The sequence below is a fragment of the Wolbachia endosymbiont (group E) of Neria commutata genome, assembly GCF_964026735.1.
In the GTDB taxonomy this organism is placed as follows: domain Bacteria; phylum Pseudomonadota; class Alphaproteobacteria; order Rickettsiales; family Anaplasmataceae; genus Wolbachia.
In genome coordinates this window covers 727,801-746,465 of sequence record NZ_OZ034692.1, presented here as the reverse complement: position 1 = coordinate 746,465, position 18,665 = coordinate 727,801, and the positions used below count along the sequence as shown (strand labels likewise).

At 35.0% G+C, this 18,665-nt stretch carries 10 protein-coding genes and 1 pseudogene; 9 read left to right on the top strand and 2 right to left on the bottom strand.

The genetic code is table 11. The annotated features are described in order from the left end of the window. The first annotated feature begins 90 nt into the window (after positions 1–90). The 3 genes and pseudogenes from tilS to AAGD89_RS03935 all read left to right on the top strand — a co-directional run bounded on the left by tilS (position 91) and on the right by AAGD89_RS03935 (position 2,432). Complete coding sequence (gene tilS, locus AAGD89_RS03945) at positions 91–1,401, top strand: tRNA lysidine(34) synthetase TilS (RefSeq protein ID WP_341807819.1); 1,311 nt, start codon at positions 91–93, stop codon at positions 1,399–1,401. 11 nt (positions 1,402–1,412) lie between these two features. Beyond that, a pseudogene (locus AAGD89_RS03940) lies at positions 1,413–2,111 on the top strand (AAA family ATPase); the annotation flags it as partial. Between the two features lie 102 nt (positions 2,112–2,213). After that, entirely contained in the window at positions 2,214–2,432 is a 219-nt protein-coding gene (locus AAGD89_RS03935; RefSeq protein ID WP_341808917.1) for a hypothetical protein, read from the top strand. A gap of 77 nt (positions 2,433–2,509) precedes the next feature. Here the strand turns inward: AAGD89_RS03935 and AAGD89_RS03930 are convergent, their stop codons facing one another. Together AAGD89_RS03930 and lysS are read right to left on the bottom strand one after the other, a co-directional pair. Further along, positions 2,510–2,719, bottom strand: a complete 210-nt coding sequence (locus AAGD89_RS03930; protein WP_341807818.1) for an IS66 family transposase — start codon at positions 2,717–2,719, stop codon at positions 2,510–2,512. Positions 2,720–3,007: 288 nt separating this feature from the next. Then, on the bottom strand, positions 3,008–4,651 hold the full coding sequence (lysS, locus tag AAGD89_RS03925; RefSeq protein WP_341807817.1) for a lysine--tRNA ligase: 1,644 nt from the start codon (positions 4,649–4,651) through the stop codon (positions 3,008–3,010). A 116-nt stretch (positions 4,652–4,767) separates the two neighbouring features. On the opposite strand from lysS, the gene AAGD89_RS03920 reads away from it, so the two are divergent. From AAGD89_RS03920 to AAGD89_RS03895, 6 genes are all read left to right on the top strand, one after another. After that, positions 4,768–5,061 (top strand): type IV secretion system protein VirB3, encoded by a 294-nt coding sequence (locus AAGD89_RS03920; RefSeq protein WP_341807816.1) that lies wholly within the window; start codon positions 4,768–4,770, stop codon positions 5,059–5,061. Positions 5,062–5,070: 9 nt separating this feature from the next. Next, entirely contained in the window at positions 5,071–7,476 is a 2,406-nt protein-coding gene (locus tag AAGD89_RS03915) for a VirB4 family type IV secretion/conjugal transfer ATPase (RefSeq protein ID WP_341807815.1), read from the top strand. After that, positions 7,469–10,003 (top strand): type IV secretion system protein, encoded by a 2,535-nt coding sequence (locus AAGD89_RS03910; protein WP_341807814.1) that lies wholly within the window; start codon positions 7,469–7,471, stop codon positions 10,001–10,003. The genes AAGD89_RS03915 and AAGD89_RS03910 overlap by 8 nt, the downstream gene beginning before the upstream one ends. Positions 10,004–10,016: 13 nt before the next feature. Further along, complete coding sequence (locus AAGD89_RS03905) at positions 10,017–12,365, top strand: type IV secretion system protein (protein ID WP_341807813.1); 2,349 nt, start codon at positions 10,017–10,019, stop codon at positions 12,363–12,365. 4 nt (positions 12,366–12,369) lie between these two features. Further along, the gene (locus tag AAGD89_RS03900; RefSeq protein WP_341807812.1) at positions 12,370–15,294 is read left to right on the top strand and encodes a type IV secretion system protein; all 2,925 of its coding nucleotides are present in this window, start codon (positions 12,370–12,372) and stop codon (positions 15,292–15,294) included. 81 nt (positions 15,295–15,375) lie between these two features. Beyond that, positions 15,376–18,663 (top strand): type IV secretion system protein, encoded by a 3,288-nt coding sequence (locus tag AAGD89_RS03895; protein ID WP_341807811.1) that lies wholly within the window; start codon positions 15,376–15,378, stop codon positions 18,661–18,663. Positions 18,664–18,665 lie beyond the last annotated feature (2 nt).

Here is an 18,665-nt window from a genome sequence, read left to right as displayed (position 1 = left end):
TTTATGGGACTAGCTGAAGATTTTAAGTTATTTCCTCTATGTGCCATCCGATGGCTGGATCCCAGTGTCACACTACTTGGATAACAATTTATGGATTGCTGGAATGACGCAATTTTTTGTACCTCATTTCAAAATGTAATCGACAGTTTTGCTGTTCATAACGATCAAATTGCAGTTGCGGTATCAGGTGGTGTAGATAGCATAGTCTTACTGCATCTAATTACTAATTGGGCAAAAAGAATCCAGCACCCTCTTCCTATAGCTCTAACAGTAAACCATGGATTGCGTCCAGAATCTCAGCAGGAAGCTGATTTTGTTGTAAATTATGCAAAAAAGCTTGGCTTAGAGTCATTTATATTAAATTGGGAAAAACAAGACGTCAAAGGTAACGTCCAACTGCAGGCAAGGGAAGCGCGGTATAAACTACTAACAGAATGGTGTAAAAATAACAACATTAAGTATTTGTTTGTAGCTCATCACAAAGATGATCAAGTAGAAACGTTCTTGTTGAGACTTGAGCGAGGTAGCGGTATAGATGGATTATCATCGATGCATTACAAATCTTTCTTGAATGATGTGTGTATATTCAGACCATTACTGAATTTTAGTCGTAGCAATATAGAAAAATATGCAAATTTCCGCCAGCTAAAATGGGTTGAGGATAGGAGCAATAAAAATATAAAATACAGGCGTACTTTATATCGCAACTTACTTAAAGCAAGTGATAATCAAGAAATTTTATCAGAGCGAATATGTCTTACAGCTCTTCATATGCAAAGAGCTGCAAAAGCGTTAATGCATTACACACGCCTTGCGTTCAATGACTGCGCTGATGTGCATGAACTTGGGTTTATTGAAATTAAACTCAATGAATTTTATCGATTGCCAGAGGAGATAGCCTTGAGGATTCTTCTTTACTCCATAATGGCAGTCGGCAGTAAATACTACAAACCAAGATACAACAGTCTCGTTTTCATATTTAATAAAATATTACAAAAAGATTGCGATATTAATCACACCCTTTCTGGGTGCAAAATAAAAAAATATGGAGAAAGCATTCTAATAATCAGAGAATCTTCGAAAATAAAGGAGGTGTCTGTAAACTTACCCATGAGTGAATCTATTAAATGGGATAATAGATTTAAGTGCACAATATTCGGAAATCAGAAGTGCTCAGTTACTATTGCTTCACTAAAGAAGACACAAAAAATTCCTGAATTTTTAAAGGATTATGATTGCTGCACTGAAGTGTTTTATTCTTTACCTGTGGTACAAAAAGATGAGAAAATACTTTCTTACCCGTGTGTAAATAATAAGAGTAATGATCTTAACGGCGATGAGGTTAAATGCATAATTAATTGCGTAGTAAAAGAAAATTTGTCAAACTTAATTAATATTTAATTAGGGTAAAGATGAGAAAATTAGATTTTTTAAAAATTGTTTTAGCATATCTGTCAATCGTCGCTCTTGTTTGCTATTTGCATATGTTAATGTTTGGCAAAGAGTCTACAATAAATGCCATGTTGGCATGTGTGATATCCGGTAGTACAATTGGACTGTATATTATCGTTGGACTTGTGTTATGTGCAGTTATATATGTGATAGCAACTGGCAGCGAAGAGAAAAAGCCAGTTAATCCAAATGAACAAAAAAAAATAACATTTGATGATGTTATAGTTTCAGATGAGTTAAAAGAAGACTTGAAAGTGATTTTTGATGGTATGTCAGCACAAATGCGAGAAAATTGTAAAATACTAGGTTTAACACCAGCGAAAGGCTACCTTTTTCATGGTCCTCCTGGAACTGGAAAAACTCTTCTTGCTCGTGCAATCGCAGGTGAAGCTAATATTAATTTTATAAGTATCTCGGCCTCTGCGCTTGTTGGACAGTTTGCTGGTCACGGTGTAGAGCGTGTATGCAGGCTATTTAAATAAGCAAGAAAAAATCCTCCTTGTGTAATTTTTATAGATGAAATAGATTCCATAGGTGCAAAGCGCATTTCTAATAGTAGTAGCGTGAGTCAAGATCACAATAAAACTTTAATACAGCTATTGAATGAAATGGATGGTTTTTACCCCAACGAAGGTATAACAGTAATTGCTGCAACTAACCGTCCAGAGGCTTTAGATGAAGCGCTGCTTAGACGCTTCCCTGAGAAAATCAATATTTCTTTACCGGACCTGATTTTACGAGAGAAGATACTTCGTCTTCAAATGGGAACTGCACCAGCTGAATCATGCCTAAGCCTTGAAGAAGTTGCAAAAAAAACTGAGGGTTATTCAGGGGATGATCTAAAAAATTTAGTACGTAAAGTAAAACTTCGCGTTGCAAAGCGTACCGAAGTTATCGTTACCATGGATGATTTTGACAATGTACTTGAAAAGCTTAATCGCGAACGTCAAAACCTTAAGAATAAAGAAAAAAAGGTATAGGTAGAGAGTAGGCTTAATACTGTTCGTGATGTGTTTGCTGCGAGTCAAAATGTAACTGTTCACGGAGTATTTTCCCACTAAGCAGGAATAGCGACTAAATTCTGTAATTTCTGGACAGGATTCTGATTATTCAAGCGTGCAGTTACAAATATCGAGAGTATTCTTTCTATGAACTTTTCTCCACGTTCTGACCAAGTGAAAAAGCTATTTTTACGATAAATGACATACCGTCTGGCCTGACGTTCTGCAAGGTTGTTAGTTGTCTCAATCAGATCAGGACCGCACAAATTTCCACATCATATCTTCAGAAGGTAGAATATTGGCGGCCATCCTAGAGGCCTGAGTGCCTTTTGCAGCAGGTCTCATGTAATATTTGTCCCATAACTCCTCCTTTAATGGTAACTTCTAATATATCATGCCATCACACTCTGGGACTGTACATCTAGACAAGATAAATCCAATGAAGTAGCTTTACTAAAATTGTTGAAGTATAAAGATAGAAAATCAGGAGCTTGCCAGCCAAAAAGTGGTGGTTGAAAACGTGAATCGCTATCGAAATTAACTTGTGAATAGTTCTATAGAGTTTTTTCAATAGTGCTATCTATAAGATAAACTGTATTATTTATTCCATAAAGCTTTATAAAAGAACCCATTCTTGGGCCAGTCTGTTTACCAAGCAATGTTTCATACAACAATTGGAACCAATCGCGTAAGTTGCTAAACCCATATTTTTTTCCAATAGAAAATACCTGAGATTGAATCTCTTCGGCAGTAGCAGTTTCGGCTAAAGAGTATAAAGTGTGCTTTAAATCCAGCAATGCTTGCTTTTCTGTTTCACTTGGAATTTTGTATGATTTTGTTGGTTTGACAAAGTCATGATAGTATTTCACCGCAAAATTTGAAAGCCTATCGAGCATTTTATTATTCTCTGGCGTAACATTTGGTGCATAAGTTGATATAAAACCCCAAAGAATTTCTTTATTTTCAGCGTTACAAGCTGCTGCTAAGTTTAAAAGCAGCGAGAAATTTATACCTGAAGTTTCTATATTAGGAACGTTACCCTTATGGATATGCCATGCAGGATTAGACTCCTCGTTAGGTGCCATTCCAGTGCGTAACACTGGAATGACAGAAGAGAGCCCTGGAGTGACACGTGATTCTGGAACGACAGAAGGTTCTGTAGTTATTCTATCGCTTATATTTTCTTCCTTATTTTCATGATAGCGTTTTACAAACTCTAAGTACTCATCAGTTGATTTTGGTATTACGTCAAAGTATAAGCGTTTAGCCTTTTTTGGACTTTGAAAGATATATAACGCTAAACTCTCGGTTGGTGCATAAGTTAACCACTCTTCAATTGAAATTCCATTTCCTTTTGATTTGGATATCTTCTTGCCCTCTTTATCAAGAAAAAATTCATAGCAAAATAGAAGCGGTGGCTTTTCTCCAAGTATTTCACATATTTGGCTTGAAAGCACAGCAGATGGTGTTAAATCTTTTCCATGAGCTTCATAATTTACTCCAAATGCAGCCCATCTCATTCCCCAATCCGGTTTCCATTGCAGTTTACATCTTCCTTTTGTTACTGGAACTTCTATTTTTTCTCCATTTAAATCTTCATATGTTATAGTTCCTTTTTCCGTATTTGTTTCAATTACTGGAACTTGTAAAACTTGAGAAGTTTTTGGGCATAATGGTAAAAATGGACTATAGGTCTGCTGCCTCTCTTCTCGAAACGATGGTAGCATCACATCCATAACTTTATTGTAGTTCTTTAGCAAGAGTAAAAGCTTTTCATCATAAATGCCGGATTTGTAGCACTCCGTTGCGCTTCTAAATTCGTATTCAAATTCAAACAAATCAAGAAATTTGCATAGCAGTGAATTCATATGATGCCCATAACTCTCATGAGTACCAAATGGATCTGGTATCATAGTGAGTGGCCTATGTAAATGCTCTCTTAGCATTTCTTGATTTGGTACATTATCTGGTATTTTTCGCAAACCATCCATATCATCTGAAACTGCAATGATTTTAGCTTTTATATCAGGAGCAATTTTCTTTAGTGCATTTACAACAACTGTAGTGCGAAAAACTTCTCCAAAAGTTCCTATGTGTGGCAAGCCTGATGGACCATAACCGGTCTCAAATATTATTTCTTTTTTATCAGGAAATTTTTGTAATATTTTCTCTGCTTCTTGAAATGGCCAACTCGTCATTATGCGATTAAATTAGTGATCAACATATTTTACTAAAAGTGCTGCTAGTTTCAATGAATTTTTAATATAATGATATAGTATTAGTGTGAGAGCTTTTAATTACAAAGGTTTAAAATATGTCTACAGGTAGCATACAAACAGATCAATTGTTTAAGGGTCTTACAAGGCCAGCGATGCTTTTCGGCGTGAGTTACATGTTTGCGATATTGAATGTCCTGATTTGCATGGTAGCTTTTATTAATTTAAATGATCTGAGGATATTTCTTCTACTCATAGGAATACATGGGCTTGGCTATATAGCTTCTGCAAAAGAACCGTTGTTTATTGAACTATTTATGGTAAAATTGGGGAAATGCTCCAAGTGTATAAATCGTCTTTATCATGGAGCCAATTCTTATGATATTACTTAAAATCATGCGATGCTGAGATTTAGAGCTATTCAATCAAAGAATAAATCTACTCTAAGAAGGGAAGTTCATGCTGCTGAATTTATTCCTTATTCTTGCTATTGGAATAGTACAACCTTAATGACAAAGGAAAATTGGCTAGTTAAGGTTATAAAATTGAGTGGTTTTGCGTTTGAAACTGCCGATGATGAGGATTTAGTAATACAAAACAACATCAGGAATCAGATGCTCAGAAGCATTTCATCTCCAGCATTTAGTTTATATTTCCATACTATCAGGCGCAAAAAAAATATTTTTTCTGATGAATTTGCAAATCAAGACTTGCCAAATTTTTTTGCTAATCATGTTAATCTAAAGTGGAAAGAAAAACATGCAACAAGGCAATCGTTTATTAACGACCTATACATTACAATTATTCGTAGAGCTGATACAAAAGGGGTGGAGTTTTTATCGCATCTACTTAAAAAATTTGGGCACGTAACATCAAAACATGCTTGGGAAAGTGACATGCGAGCTACGTATGAAGACTTGGAAGAAACAACAAATCGTGTAGTGACAAGCCTGAGAAACTATTCACCCAAAGTTCTTGCAGTAAAAGAAACTCCCAATGGCCTATTTTGTGAAATAATGGAATTTTTATCCAGAATTGTAAATTGTGGCTTTGTTACAAATACACTTTTTCCGCTGAGAACTGAAATATCAAGGTACTTGCCAGTGCACAGATTGTTCTTTGGTCGAAAGATGATACAGGTTGTGACTCACAATGAAAGCAAATATGCTGGAATAGTTAGTATCAAGGAGTATGGAAATAATACTTCTGCAGGAATGCTTGATTCATTTTTACAGCTTCCTTATGAATTCATTATTACACAGTCTTTTCAATTTACAAACAGGCAAATGGCAATTGGAAAAATGCAGATACAGCAAAATCGAATGATACAATCTGCAGATAAAGCTATTTCTCAAATAGCAGAAATCTCGCAAGCTTTAGATGATGCAATGAGTGGTAAGATTGCCTTTGGTCAACACCACTTGACTATTTTATGTATAGAAAAGAGCCCTAAATCATTGGATAACGCTTTATCATTAGTAGAATCCGAGCTTTCTAATTCTGGTGTTTACCCTATTCGAGAGAGAGTTAACCTTGAACCAGCATTTTGGGCGCAAGTTCCTGGTAACTTTGATTATATTGTAAGAAAAGGCACGATAAGTAGCCTAAATTTAGCTGGATTCGCATCTCAACATAATTATCCTACTGGTAGTAAATTCAATAACCATTGGGGAGATGCTGTTACAGTTTTTGATACAACATCTGGTACTCCATTTTTTTTCAATTTTCATATAAGAGATGTTGGCCATACTATGATAATTGGTCCAACAGGTGCTGGTAAAACTGTTTTAATGAATTTTTTATGTGCTCAGGCGATGAAATTTTCTCCAAGAATATTCTTTTTTGACAAAGATCGTGGTGCAGAAATCTTCTTGAGAGCACTTGGTGGTATCTACACCGTAATAGAGCCAAGAACTAAAACGAATTTTAATCCTTTGCAACTTGATGATACAGGAGATAATAGAACATTTTTAATGGAATGGATAAAGTCTTTAATCTCAGTGTATAATGATAAGTTTACTTCCGAAGATATTGCAAGAATCAATGATGCAATTGAAGGAAATTTTAAACTCAGAAAAGAAGATAGATTTTTGAGAAATCTTGTACCATTTTTAGGTCTTGCAGGCCCCGACACGTTAGCCGGATCTATATCTATGTGGCACAGCAATGGATCTCATTCTGCAATTTTTGACAATAAAGAAGACTTGTTGGATTTTTCACGAGCAAGGGTGTTTGGTTTTGAGATGGCTAATTTGCTGAAAGATCCTGTTGCTCTTGGACCGGTATTGATTTATCTGTTTCATAGGATTAGTATATCCCTTGATGGAACTCCATCTATGATTGTTCTGGATGAAGCGTGGGCATTAATAGATAATCCAGTTTTTGCACCTAAAATAAAGGATTGGTTAAAAGTGCTGAGAAAATTAAATGCTTTTGTAATTTTTGCTACTCAAAGCGTTGAAGATGCAAGTAAAAGTGCTATTAGTGATACGCTTGTACAACAAACAGCAACGCAGATTTTTTTACCAAATCTGAAGGCTACTAGTGTTTATCGCGATGTTTTTATGTTGACTGAACGTGAATATATATTAATTAAGCATACAGATCCAAGCACTAGATACTTTTTGGTAAAGCAAGGAGTAAATGCTGTGGTAGCTAGAATAGACTTAAAAGACTTAGATGATATAATCAATGTATTATCTGGACGTGCAGAAAGTGTTCTATTATTACATGATATATTAAAAGAGGTAGGGGATGATCCAAAAGTCTGGTTGCCTGTATTTTATCAAAAGGTAAAAAATGTTTAAAACTAAACTATCATTACTGTTAATTGCAATATTTTTATTAAATATAGATTTTCTACTTTCGTATCCAGTGTTTGCAGATGAGGTAAGCGGCACTGAAAAAACTGAATTTGTTAGCAGATTTAATTCTACAGGAAGCTTTAGCCGTGCTTCTAACCCTGATTGTGGAGCATTTAAGACAGCTGCAGCTATTGCTGGAATAGCTATCGCTGTTGGTGCAATATTTACCGGTATTGTAATAATTGTCTCTTCTATTGGCATATTTACTGCTCTTGTGATTATTGGAATGATAGCTGCAATTGTTGGAGTCTGGAAAGCTATAGGAGGACTTGTTGTTTGTCAACATAGTTTCGTTAAGCACCCAGTTGCTCGTGACCATGATGGAAATTATAAAGATTTTGAATTGTCGGAATCAAAGTATAAAGGTTGTACTGGTAAAAATTACCAAAAAGAAGAGGAATATTTCTTATGTTTGCAAAGCGAGGCAAGAAAAATAGATCCAAATAAAAAAGACTACAATGGGAAAAAAATAGAAGAGGAAATTTTAAACCTCGCTAAACAGGAAAGTACGAGTAGTTATTATTGGCCAAAAAACAGTGTCCAATATAGTGAATATATAGAAATCTGCCATAGAAATCCCTTAACATTTGGTAACCTTTTTTCAGATATAAAATTTGATTTAAGAGAGAAAGACACTGGATATGAGAGTGGACCATGGTCACCAAAGGTCGATGGTGAGCTAGTATGCAAAGCCCTCAAAGCTGGACAGAGTGAAGTAATACATGGATCTACATTTAAAGCAGTAAAGAAAATGGGTAGGCTATGTGTAGAGTTAGCAAATATTAGTACACTTGGCATTAATATGACCCCTTGGCCACAGGGTATTGATATAGGCTGTACAGAATTGCCACCTGATCCTCTTGCTCCTATGTGTCCAGGATCGAAAATGAAATTCAAAAATAAGGATGGTACGGGTAACGAAGAAGAGGTCCCTATTGGTGCAGATCAAGATCATAAGTCTGTCATGAGAGAAATGGAAAAGAAAGGAAAAATTTTTGTAGGTTATGACAACAAAAGTTGCTTTCAAGGTTATATTTCAGAAGCTTGCTATAATCAAGTGGGGAGTAAGTCATTAGCTCCTATTCCCATAACCTCTATGATAGTGCAATGCATTAGGGAATCTCTGGATAATTTAGTTGCCGGCCTTAATTCAGATGGTACAGTGCGAAAAGACCAGAGTGGTGAAGAAGTGGGTAGTTTTATATCTGTAGCACAAAAAAGGCTAAAAAATACCGTAACTGCTGTTCTGGTTTTAGCTTTAGTATTATTCTCTATCAAGGTAATGTCTGGGGGAGTTCAGAGACCACAAGAGATGTATATGCTGATCATTAAATTTGCTTTAGTGATGTATTTTACAACAGGTGGTGCTATGCAGTATTACTACGGACAGCTGACAAAACTTTCAAATGGTTTATCAGAAATAGTATTGAAAGCATCATCTGAAAGTAAAAATATATGTAACTATGAAGCTGGTGAGGATTACCAACACACACGCAATGGAGAGATAATATCCTATAGTTATCTTGCTCCTTGGGATAGGCTCGATTGTAGAATCTTATTTTATTTAGGAGCGCCTTTACAAGGGGTTGGAGGCAAAATTGGTACTGCAGGTGTTATAGGATTAACTGCTTTACTTGGTGCTGGCCCTATCTTGCTGGTTGCAGGCTCAGTAATTGGTATTCTTTTCGCTGGTGGACAGATTTTAGTGGCACTTGTTGCTATATTTATGGCTATTTTGCTTATGATGGTCGTTTTATGGATGTGTTATATATTTATTTTGTCTCTAATTGCTTTAAGCGTCATTGTTATTTTATCACCTTTGTTTATCCCTATGGTTCTATTTCAACATACTAAGGAATATTTTAATGGATGGATAAAAGAATTGATCACCTATAGCATATATCCAGTTATGCTTTTTTCATTTTTGTCTTTTATGTTCATAGCATGCGATAAAGTCTATTACAAAGACTTAAAATTCGAAAAAGAAAAACTCGAAATATTAGACAATAAGAAATATTGGTTTAAATTGAAAGATGTGGTTAATTCAAGTGGGGATAAGGTTCATCCATGCAGCGAAAGCAAAAATGCGACTACTCTAGCATGTATGCTGCAAGATTACAATTTTGAAAAAAGCAGTTTGCTTGCTGGATTGATCGATTACAAATATGTAAAGTTTCGTGATTTTCAAGGTACGCTTATTGTAGAATTATCAAAATTATGTTTAGTATTGTTCCTATTTTATCACTTTTTACACATCTTACCTAGCATGGCTGCCGAACTTGCTGGTAACCACAGATCCGCATTGGGCTCAGGTTCTACTCCTGGACAAATGATTGGCAAAGCTATATCTGCTGGTAAAGCAGTAGCTGGAGGTGCAGCAGGAGTGACTAAAGCACTGGCTAAAAAAGCTTTATCCAAAGCGAAGTCAATGGTCACGCGTCCAGGTGGTCCACAAGGTAATTCTTCTTAGCAAACGGGATATTATGTTCAAATTTTTGTTGATAGTTCTATTTTTTTTGCTACCTGGTTGTGCAGACCACTGTATTAAGCCAGAAAGCTTGTCGAATTTGCGTGAAAAATTGGATATAGTGTCAACGCAGCAGAAATGGGTTGATTCTGGAGTACACATTTCAGATACGGTAAAAGTAACAGAAATTAATATAGTTCCCAGTAAGCTTAATTTTTGTACTGATCAATATAAAGATTTTATAATTGCAAATGAAGGCACTACTGTTACAAAAGGTGAAGTTTCATTGCCATTTGAACTAAAGGAAAGAGATTCGATAAGCTTTAGTGTTGTCGAAAATAAAATGTGCAAGAATAACGAAAATCATGAGGAAAGGTATGTAAAAATCGACGAGAAGTGTGGTGAGAAAGAAACAGAACATTTTGCAAAGATTTTAAATCGAAAAGTATGTTATAAAAATAACGGTATAGATATATGTCCTAATAAATACACAATAGGCGATGCAAAATGGTTGGATGGAAAGGAGTATTGGACTTCAGATTTTTTAAAATCAGATCAAGATAAGGAAAAAAAGAAAATCAAAAGTATTATAGACCTAATAAGGCAAGGACAAAACATAGATTGCAGCAAACTTTCAAAGGGTGATGCAAGCGAAATAGATACATACATTTTAAATACTGCGTGTGACAAGATGTGTAACGCCACTGTAAATGTAAATTGTACTCAGGTGGAATTTCTTTCTAGGGGCGTAATTACTATTGATACTGTTGATACGATTGTTAAGGAAGCTAAAAAAGAAATAAAAACTTACATTCCATCTTTGCAAATCATGATGGAAAAGGAAGATTTTGAGTATCTGCAGGGTGGCATACGCACTCGCTACGATTATATAATGAAAAAAGGTCATCTTGAAGGTGAGAATTTAACTTTTATCTTTGGTAGTTATGGTGGCAAGGGTGGCTACAACATGAGAGTAACAAAGAATCATAGTCTAGAAAATAACTTTTATATAAGTGTTTCTGATAAATTGCCTGAACATAAGCCTGGTGAAAGTGCATCTGATATATCCGTAGATCTCAATAAAGTCCATGACCCTCAATATATGGAAGGTTTACGAGAAAAGTTAAAGAGCAAAAATGGTACCATGTACTATGGAGTAAGAGATCATGGTTGCGAATATAAAAACGAGGGTGAGTTGAATATTAACCTAACGATTAAAGAACCACCTAGAAGGACTTTCAGTGCAATATATAATTTTTTTGATGAGAAGGTGAGGAGTGCGTTTTTTGGTTCCAGTTATAAAGATGCTGATGCAATCCATTCTGGAAATAGTCCCACAAAGTCTCTTTATCAAAGTTTTGTAGCATCAAATAGAACAAATACCATCAGGTCTACAATAATATCGCTCTTAGTGTTATTTATAGTCTTATATACACTTTATTACTTTTTTGGGCTAACTCATCTTTCTATATATGAGTTTTTAATTATATGTGTAAAGATAGGAGTCATCGCTCAGCTATTGCAGGATAACAGCTGGAACTTCTTTTATAACAACGCATTTTCTATATTTGTTAACACTCCAAAACAGTTAATGGAAATAGCAAGTTTTAGAGGTACTACTTCAAATGTTTTTGAATTTCTTGATTTGCCATTGAATAGGTTTTTTTCACTACACTCAGTATTGTTAATAGTATCTCTTATACTTTCTGGTCCTTTAGGTATTGTAGCTTTTTGTTTGGTAATTTGGGGATTAATCACAGTGTCCTTATCTATTTTTAACGCTTTGTTCTCTTTTGTTACATCTATAGCAATCATTGCATTATTGCTATCTTTAGCCCCTATCTTTATTATTTTTCTCCTATTTAAATTTACTAGGCAAATGTTCAGCAGTTGGGTAGGATATTTGGCAAGATTTGCAATCCATCCAGTGATAATGTTGATTTTTATATCATTAATAAGCCAGGTTATGGATTACATCGTGTACTCAGTGTTTGATTTTGAGGTCTGCACTACCTGTATATTGAGAATAGACCTAAAGATTTTTAATCCTTGTATTCTCTATGCTTATGCTTCTAAATACACACCTAATATCACTGCTATGATGTCTTTTGTTATTTTAGGTCATGCTATGAAAGCTTTGATTCAAGCTTCTACAGAGATATCTGATGGACTTTTTGCTTCCTATACAGCACATGAACCTGGAGAGCAATATAAGCAAAGTTTACTGGGGGTAGTAGGTTTAGATCAAAGAAGTACTATGAGAAGGAGAGGAAGTGGTGGTGCTTCTTATTCATCAGATACGACAAGCAAAAGACCTCAAATACCTCAGGTACCTCGAACACCTCAGACACCAAGTGGAAAATAAAACTATGAAAAACAAAAGCTCATTGTTACTTGTCTTGTGTTTCGTAATAACTAGCTGCACAATGGATTGCGTTGAACCTGGGCTACAAAGCAGAAATACTACTGTTAATGTGGATGTTCCAGTAAAAAAAGCTGATGACGGTGCTACAATTCACTGGGTTAATTCTAATCAAGTTATTAATAAGGATGAAAAAGTAAAATTTACCATCGGTGGATCAATTAATCTTTGCCACTCTCAAGAAGGAAAGAATCCAAGAAAAGTGCTTGTACCTGCTAGCTTTTGTGCTAATGGTAACATGCCAAATTATGATAAAGCTAAGGACATTAGTAAAGTGCCAGATAATTATGGTATTGATGAAAATGAATTATGTAGGGAGCGGGGTTTTGGTAGTAATAGACGTTATGTTGACACTGAAATCAAAGTCAATCCTGGTGATAAATTAACCTTTAGTTTAGTGCCAAGAGAAATGAGAATTGATCACAGCAACCCAAAAGGTGTCAGCTTTGATGACAGCTATTATAAAAGTGAAGAAGGAATTGAGAAAGTTAATGTAAATGAAATATTAAAAGGAGGGGAGTTTTTTACAGATAAGGATGGTAAAAGAATAAAAGTGAAAACTTCACCATTGGACAAAGAAAAAGTTCTAGTTGGCAACGGATACACTCCATATGATAATAAAGTACATTTTAATAAAGATCATATTGGAAAAGATCATACTGGAAGTGAAGTACCATGGATAAATGGCGCGTTATTAGATTTACGTAGAGCTAAAATAGGATTAGATGAATTATGTGGTAAAGATCGAAGTGATGGTTGGGAAAGAAGATGTGGTTTGGACAAAATGAAAAAATACAGCTCTTATGAGCTTAATTGTTATGATCAGAATATATGTTATAACGAAAATGGTACATGGAATAGCAATGGTAGGAATTGTGTTTCTTCAATAAGGTATAAAAAGTACGATGATGAAAAAGGTGCATGCGATATGTACTCTCATCTCAAAGAAATGGAAAAGGATATTAAAGCAGGTACTTTTACTGAAGATGATGATTCTTGGGCCGAGGCTCTTGTAGCAAAAATTGGAGCTCCTTACTTCGGTGATATTCCCGAGAGTAGGCGTGATGATATGAAAGACACTGCTGAAGGTTCTCAATGTCTTCCAAAAAACAATGGGGCAAAAGGTGATAAAATATGTTCAAAAATTAGCAATAAATCTTTTGAAGATTTTTCTTTGGAATTGAATCATGCATACAAAATAAATGAAGATGTCACACCTGATAGCAATGTTATGCTTGCTATAGCATATTATGGCGCTTCTGGATTTAAGAGAGGCGGATATCATGTTGAAGTTAGTAGATCGTGTGAATTCACTAATGGCCAAAAGCTATATATGTATCTAGGTGATGAACCACCTGCAATATCACTTTTTGAAACTCCAAACTTTAAGGAAGTAGAAAGTTTAAATAAAAAAACAGAAGGTAATGTTGACTATTATATAATAGATGGAAGTCACTTAGACGAAGGAGAATCTAAAAAGATATACTTTGGAATTGATGTAAGTAATGTAAAAGAAGAGGATATTACGGACAAAGATGGCAAATATTATGAAAATAACCAATATAATGTAAATTTATTTGTCAAAAAGAAAATCAATGATTTTATTTCATCGACTATGAACAAGATATTTGATTTATTTTTGGGAGAAGAAGAAGGGAAAAAGGGTGTAGAGTACATCATAAACAAAAAAGATGCTGGTAGCATGTATAGTTCATACGAAGAATATAGAAAAGGTCTGCTTCAAGGTGTGAGAGCCTTACTTACTTTATATGTTATATTTACTGTTGTGGGATATATGCTTGGAACAGTACAACTGAGTAAGTTTGATTTCATTATTAGGATGACTAAGATAGCATTTATAGCTTTTGTCTTTAGTGATAAAAGCTGGGAGCTTTTTGGTACAAATTTAGCTAAACTTTTTATAGGTGGTAGCTCTTATTTGGTTGATAGTTTTTCTGGATATATAGGTGAAGGAGGTAAAAAATTTGCATTCTTAGATTTAACTGTTGGGGTATTATTCACAAGCGAAACTTGGTTAAAGTTTCTATCGTTGATGCTTGCTGGTCCTTTTGGGTTTATTGCATTTTTATTGATACTTAAGGCTACTTTTACGTTTTTAACATGCTTTATCAGCGCTATAGTGAAATATTTAATAGCCATTGTTTTTGGAGCAATTTTATTGTCATTAACACCTTTATTTATCGTGTTTATTTTATTTCAACAGACCAAACCCTTGTTTGATAACTGGATAAAAACGCTGGCTCATGTTTCATTACAACCAGTCATTTTATTTTCGTCCTTGTCTCTTTTAAATCAATTAATGTATTCAGTATTATATAATCTCACAAATTTTTCTGCATGCTACCAATGCTTAATTAGTATAAATTTCTTATCATATGATCTATGCCTTATGAAATCAATACTACCGCTTGGATACAGTCCTGGGACTAGTGTTGATGTCGCATTAAATGGTGGAAGAGCTAGTGGACATTTTGCAGCATTACCCATAGATTTAATCCAAGCGTTTATATATTTGATGATTGCCAGTGCAATGAACGCATTTGTTTCTGCATCAGAAACTATTGCGCAAGCAATTTTCAAATCTGGTTATGGAATTGCTGGTAGTGTAAGTCGAGTTGCTAGTAGTGTATCTCAATCTATGTTGTCAACTGTTGGTGTTGATGATGATACCCAAGGTATGATACAACGCATTAAGGGAGCAGAGCATAAAGGTCCAACCAAAATTGAGGCTAAAGCTAAGGCACCTAACACGCAACCTGAAGCACCAAGTCAATCGGGTAATAAAGGTAGTGGTTCTAATGAAACAATGAGTACTTCTAAAGCTAAGAAAGATGGAGGAAAACGTAAATGATATCATGCAGTAACGAATTAAAAAGATATTTTAAGTAAAATTTTAGAAATTTATTTCTCTGTGTTTAGAAGAAGTTTGGATATGCAATCACGTTTAGGCAACCGTTGGTTTAGATTATTACTTTTTGCAGCTTATATGTTGATAATAGGTTGCAGCAAGAATGACATGCCCTTTCCAAGATGTATATCAGCTGACTACTTCGGTCCTGAACCTGTTGCAGTTAGCGCTCATTTTACAAGCGATCACGAAGACTTTATTCCGGAAGACGGGGAAATTATTGATTCTGATACTGGGGAAATTAATTATGGCTTTCATCATAACCAGGTAGTTAAATGGAAAGATACAGGGTTAGAAACCAATGGAGATAGTTTAATAGTACGAGTCAATGGTGCGTGGACATCGTGGAGTAATAATAATAAGAAAGAATCTAAGGGTAACTATGATTTGCAGAGTTTGGAGCAATTAAAGTACGCAACTAAATTTGAAGGAGGGAAGGGTGATAACAGCTTGCCTGATTTTCACTTGGTTTGTAATGATTATAAAATAAAGAAACAAGATCTTTCAAATTGTTCTGACGTAAATTGTAAATGTATTGATGAAGGCAAAGATACAAATATGATATCACGTGGCGTTCCATGTTGGTTCACCAATGGCCATGGTGCGTATCTTTTATTTAGAAGATCCTCAATAGGTAGTGATGGTAAAAAGACATTTATAGACTCAGATCCAAATGAAAATCTGAAGTCTATGCGTAATCCTCCATCCCCTACTATACACTTAGGTTACAACTCTACAGCAGAAGGTGAAAGTGGAGTTTTTACTTTAGAAAGGAATAGCAACAAATTAAAGGATGAAAAGTGTGATGTATTGCCATTAGAAAAGGGGTGGAAAATATATGTAAAAATATTAGATGGATACTATTTAGATAATGCAGGTGGGTATTCATTTGAGTTTTTGGGGGGAGTTCAGCATCCAAGTGAACCTAAATTTTTTGACGAAGTTTATAAGTATCTAAAATGCGTGTTATTGATCAATAAAAATTGTAAAGCATACTTCAATAGCGATGAACCTGCAGCTGCGCAAGCCATGTTCAAAAACATAGTGAAAGAGGGCTCAAGTTTTCATAATTTTGTACTTTCCTTGCTTGTTCTGTTTATAGTGATTTCATCACTTCTTTACCTTTTCGGTATGATACAAGAAACTAAGCATGATATGCTTATCAGAATGATGAAGTTCACGCTCGTAGTAGTATTAATATCTCCTGGAAGCTTTGAATTTTTCTATAATCATTTTCTTGTTTTATTTGTTGAAAGCCTTGAGCAGTTGATAAAGATAATTACTAATTTTGCCCCTAATTCAAATGCTGACGAATTGTTCAGCTTTATGGGGAATATGTATGATAAATTTTTTGCTTATTCTGTTTGGAAAAAGTTTGCAGCGTTTTTTCATTATCAAATGTGGGCAAGCATCTTTATGGTACCGGCGATTTTCATAGGAATAGTTTTATATTTCTTATTATGTTTATATGCTTTCATAATATTTCTCTCTGGTTTTATGGGAATAGCTTTTCTTATAGCTATCATGCCACTGTTCCTAATTTCCATTTTATTTTCACAGCTAAAAAGCCTATTTGAAGGTTGGATAAAATTCTGTATCAGCTTTTGTTTACAATCAGTTATGATGTTCACCCTATTGTCATTGCTGGCTGCTATCATAATGAACACCTTCTATAGACAATTAGGTTTTACTGTATGCTACAATAAATGGTTAGAGATAAGGCTGTGCGCTCCATCATGGATGGGAGGTTTTTGTATTCAGGACAAGCAGTATTTCGGTTGGACTCCAGGGCAAGTTTTTGTGCCTTATACTATCGGAGAAGCCTCTCCGCTTAACATAGATAAAAGTATGGAAGGTATGAGCAGAGCAGGTGGTACAGTAAAATTTACCGGTGGAGCTGGATATATCCCTCTTCCACCTGATTATATTGAAAAAGGTTTTCGTTATATAGATTATCCTTTCTTTAACCCAGTTCCTGGCACTGAGAGGAATCCAGCAGATCATTATATTGCAGAAAATGATATAGTAGTTAATAAGACTTGTGATTTAAAAGATCTGGTTCGTTTAACAAATAGTTTATTACATGCAGTGGAGCAGTCTGAAATCTTATTACTTATCAGTAATATAGATAAAAAGCTAGAAGGCATAGATAAGGAAATAATTGGTGACTACAAAAATGGTATTATTCGATCAGATTTAAAAAATAAAATAAGGCTTTTAGTGGAAAATATAATTAAAAAAAATACAAGTTGTAGGTTACAGAATTTCTATAAAGTAAATGAAAAGTATCAAGACAATAGTGACTATCAAAGAGTGCAAGATATAAATAGAGGCTATTTAATCAATGCAGCGGAAATCTTTATACTATTCTTGCTTTCATTTCTAATGTTCTCATTGCGCAAGTCAGTGCAAGAAATGGGCTCAAATATTGCTGGTGGTGGATACAGTGTTTACAGTATATCTAGTATGTATAGTCCTCATGCTAACACTGGTGCTGGCATTGGTGCTGGTGATTTATTAGGAGAGTTAGTAGCAGAACATGTGCAAAAACCTATTGGTGGCAGTTTGGATGCTCTAGGTAATTTTGTTACTGGACTTCCTAATAGGCTAGCTGGAGGAGCGGCAAATTTGGTTGGCAGGTTGCTTCCTATGAATGTAACTATTTTAGGTAAAGAATTTAATCTAACAAAGCTAGATTTGAATGCGCCCCGTAAACTTGTAAACACTGCTATTGAAGCAACAAAATTTGCAACATCACCTAAAAATGATGTTGATAAACTTGAGGCAAAAATTTACAGGTCATTTGGAGTTTACGAAGATGATATTGAACATAGAAAAATTGGTAAATACCTAAATTACTACAAAGGTTGTGTAGGATCACACTTGGGCTATACATTAGAAGATGCTATGAAATTTACTTGGGAGCATGGCCTTGATTCTACAGGAAAACGTGGTTACGAACATAATCTACTCTATAGAGCAAAATCGCATAGAGAAGAATTTTTAAAGAAGCTTCATGATTACACCATTGGTTACAAAAGGAAGCCAGAAAAGGATAAAGACGAGGATGGCGATAGCCAATCACATGAATCAACAAACGCATCACCTGTGGATCCAACATCAGGCGAATTGCTACAGGCAAAAACATCACCACCAAGCGAAACAGTTATACGGAGTACACCAAGTTCGCGAACAACAAGAAACTCGCTTAAAGGGAAAGCACCAAGTCCACCAACTTTATCAGAAAAAAAAGTTAGTAGGGATGTGCCAACTGACCTACCAGGTCAAGAAAGTGATGAGGAGCAGAGTTAACG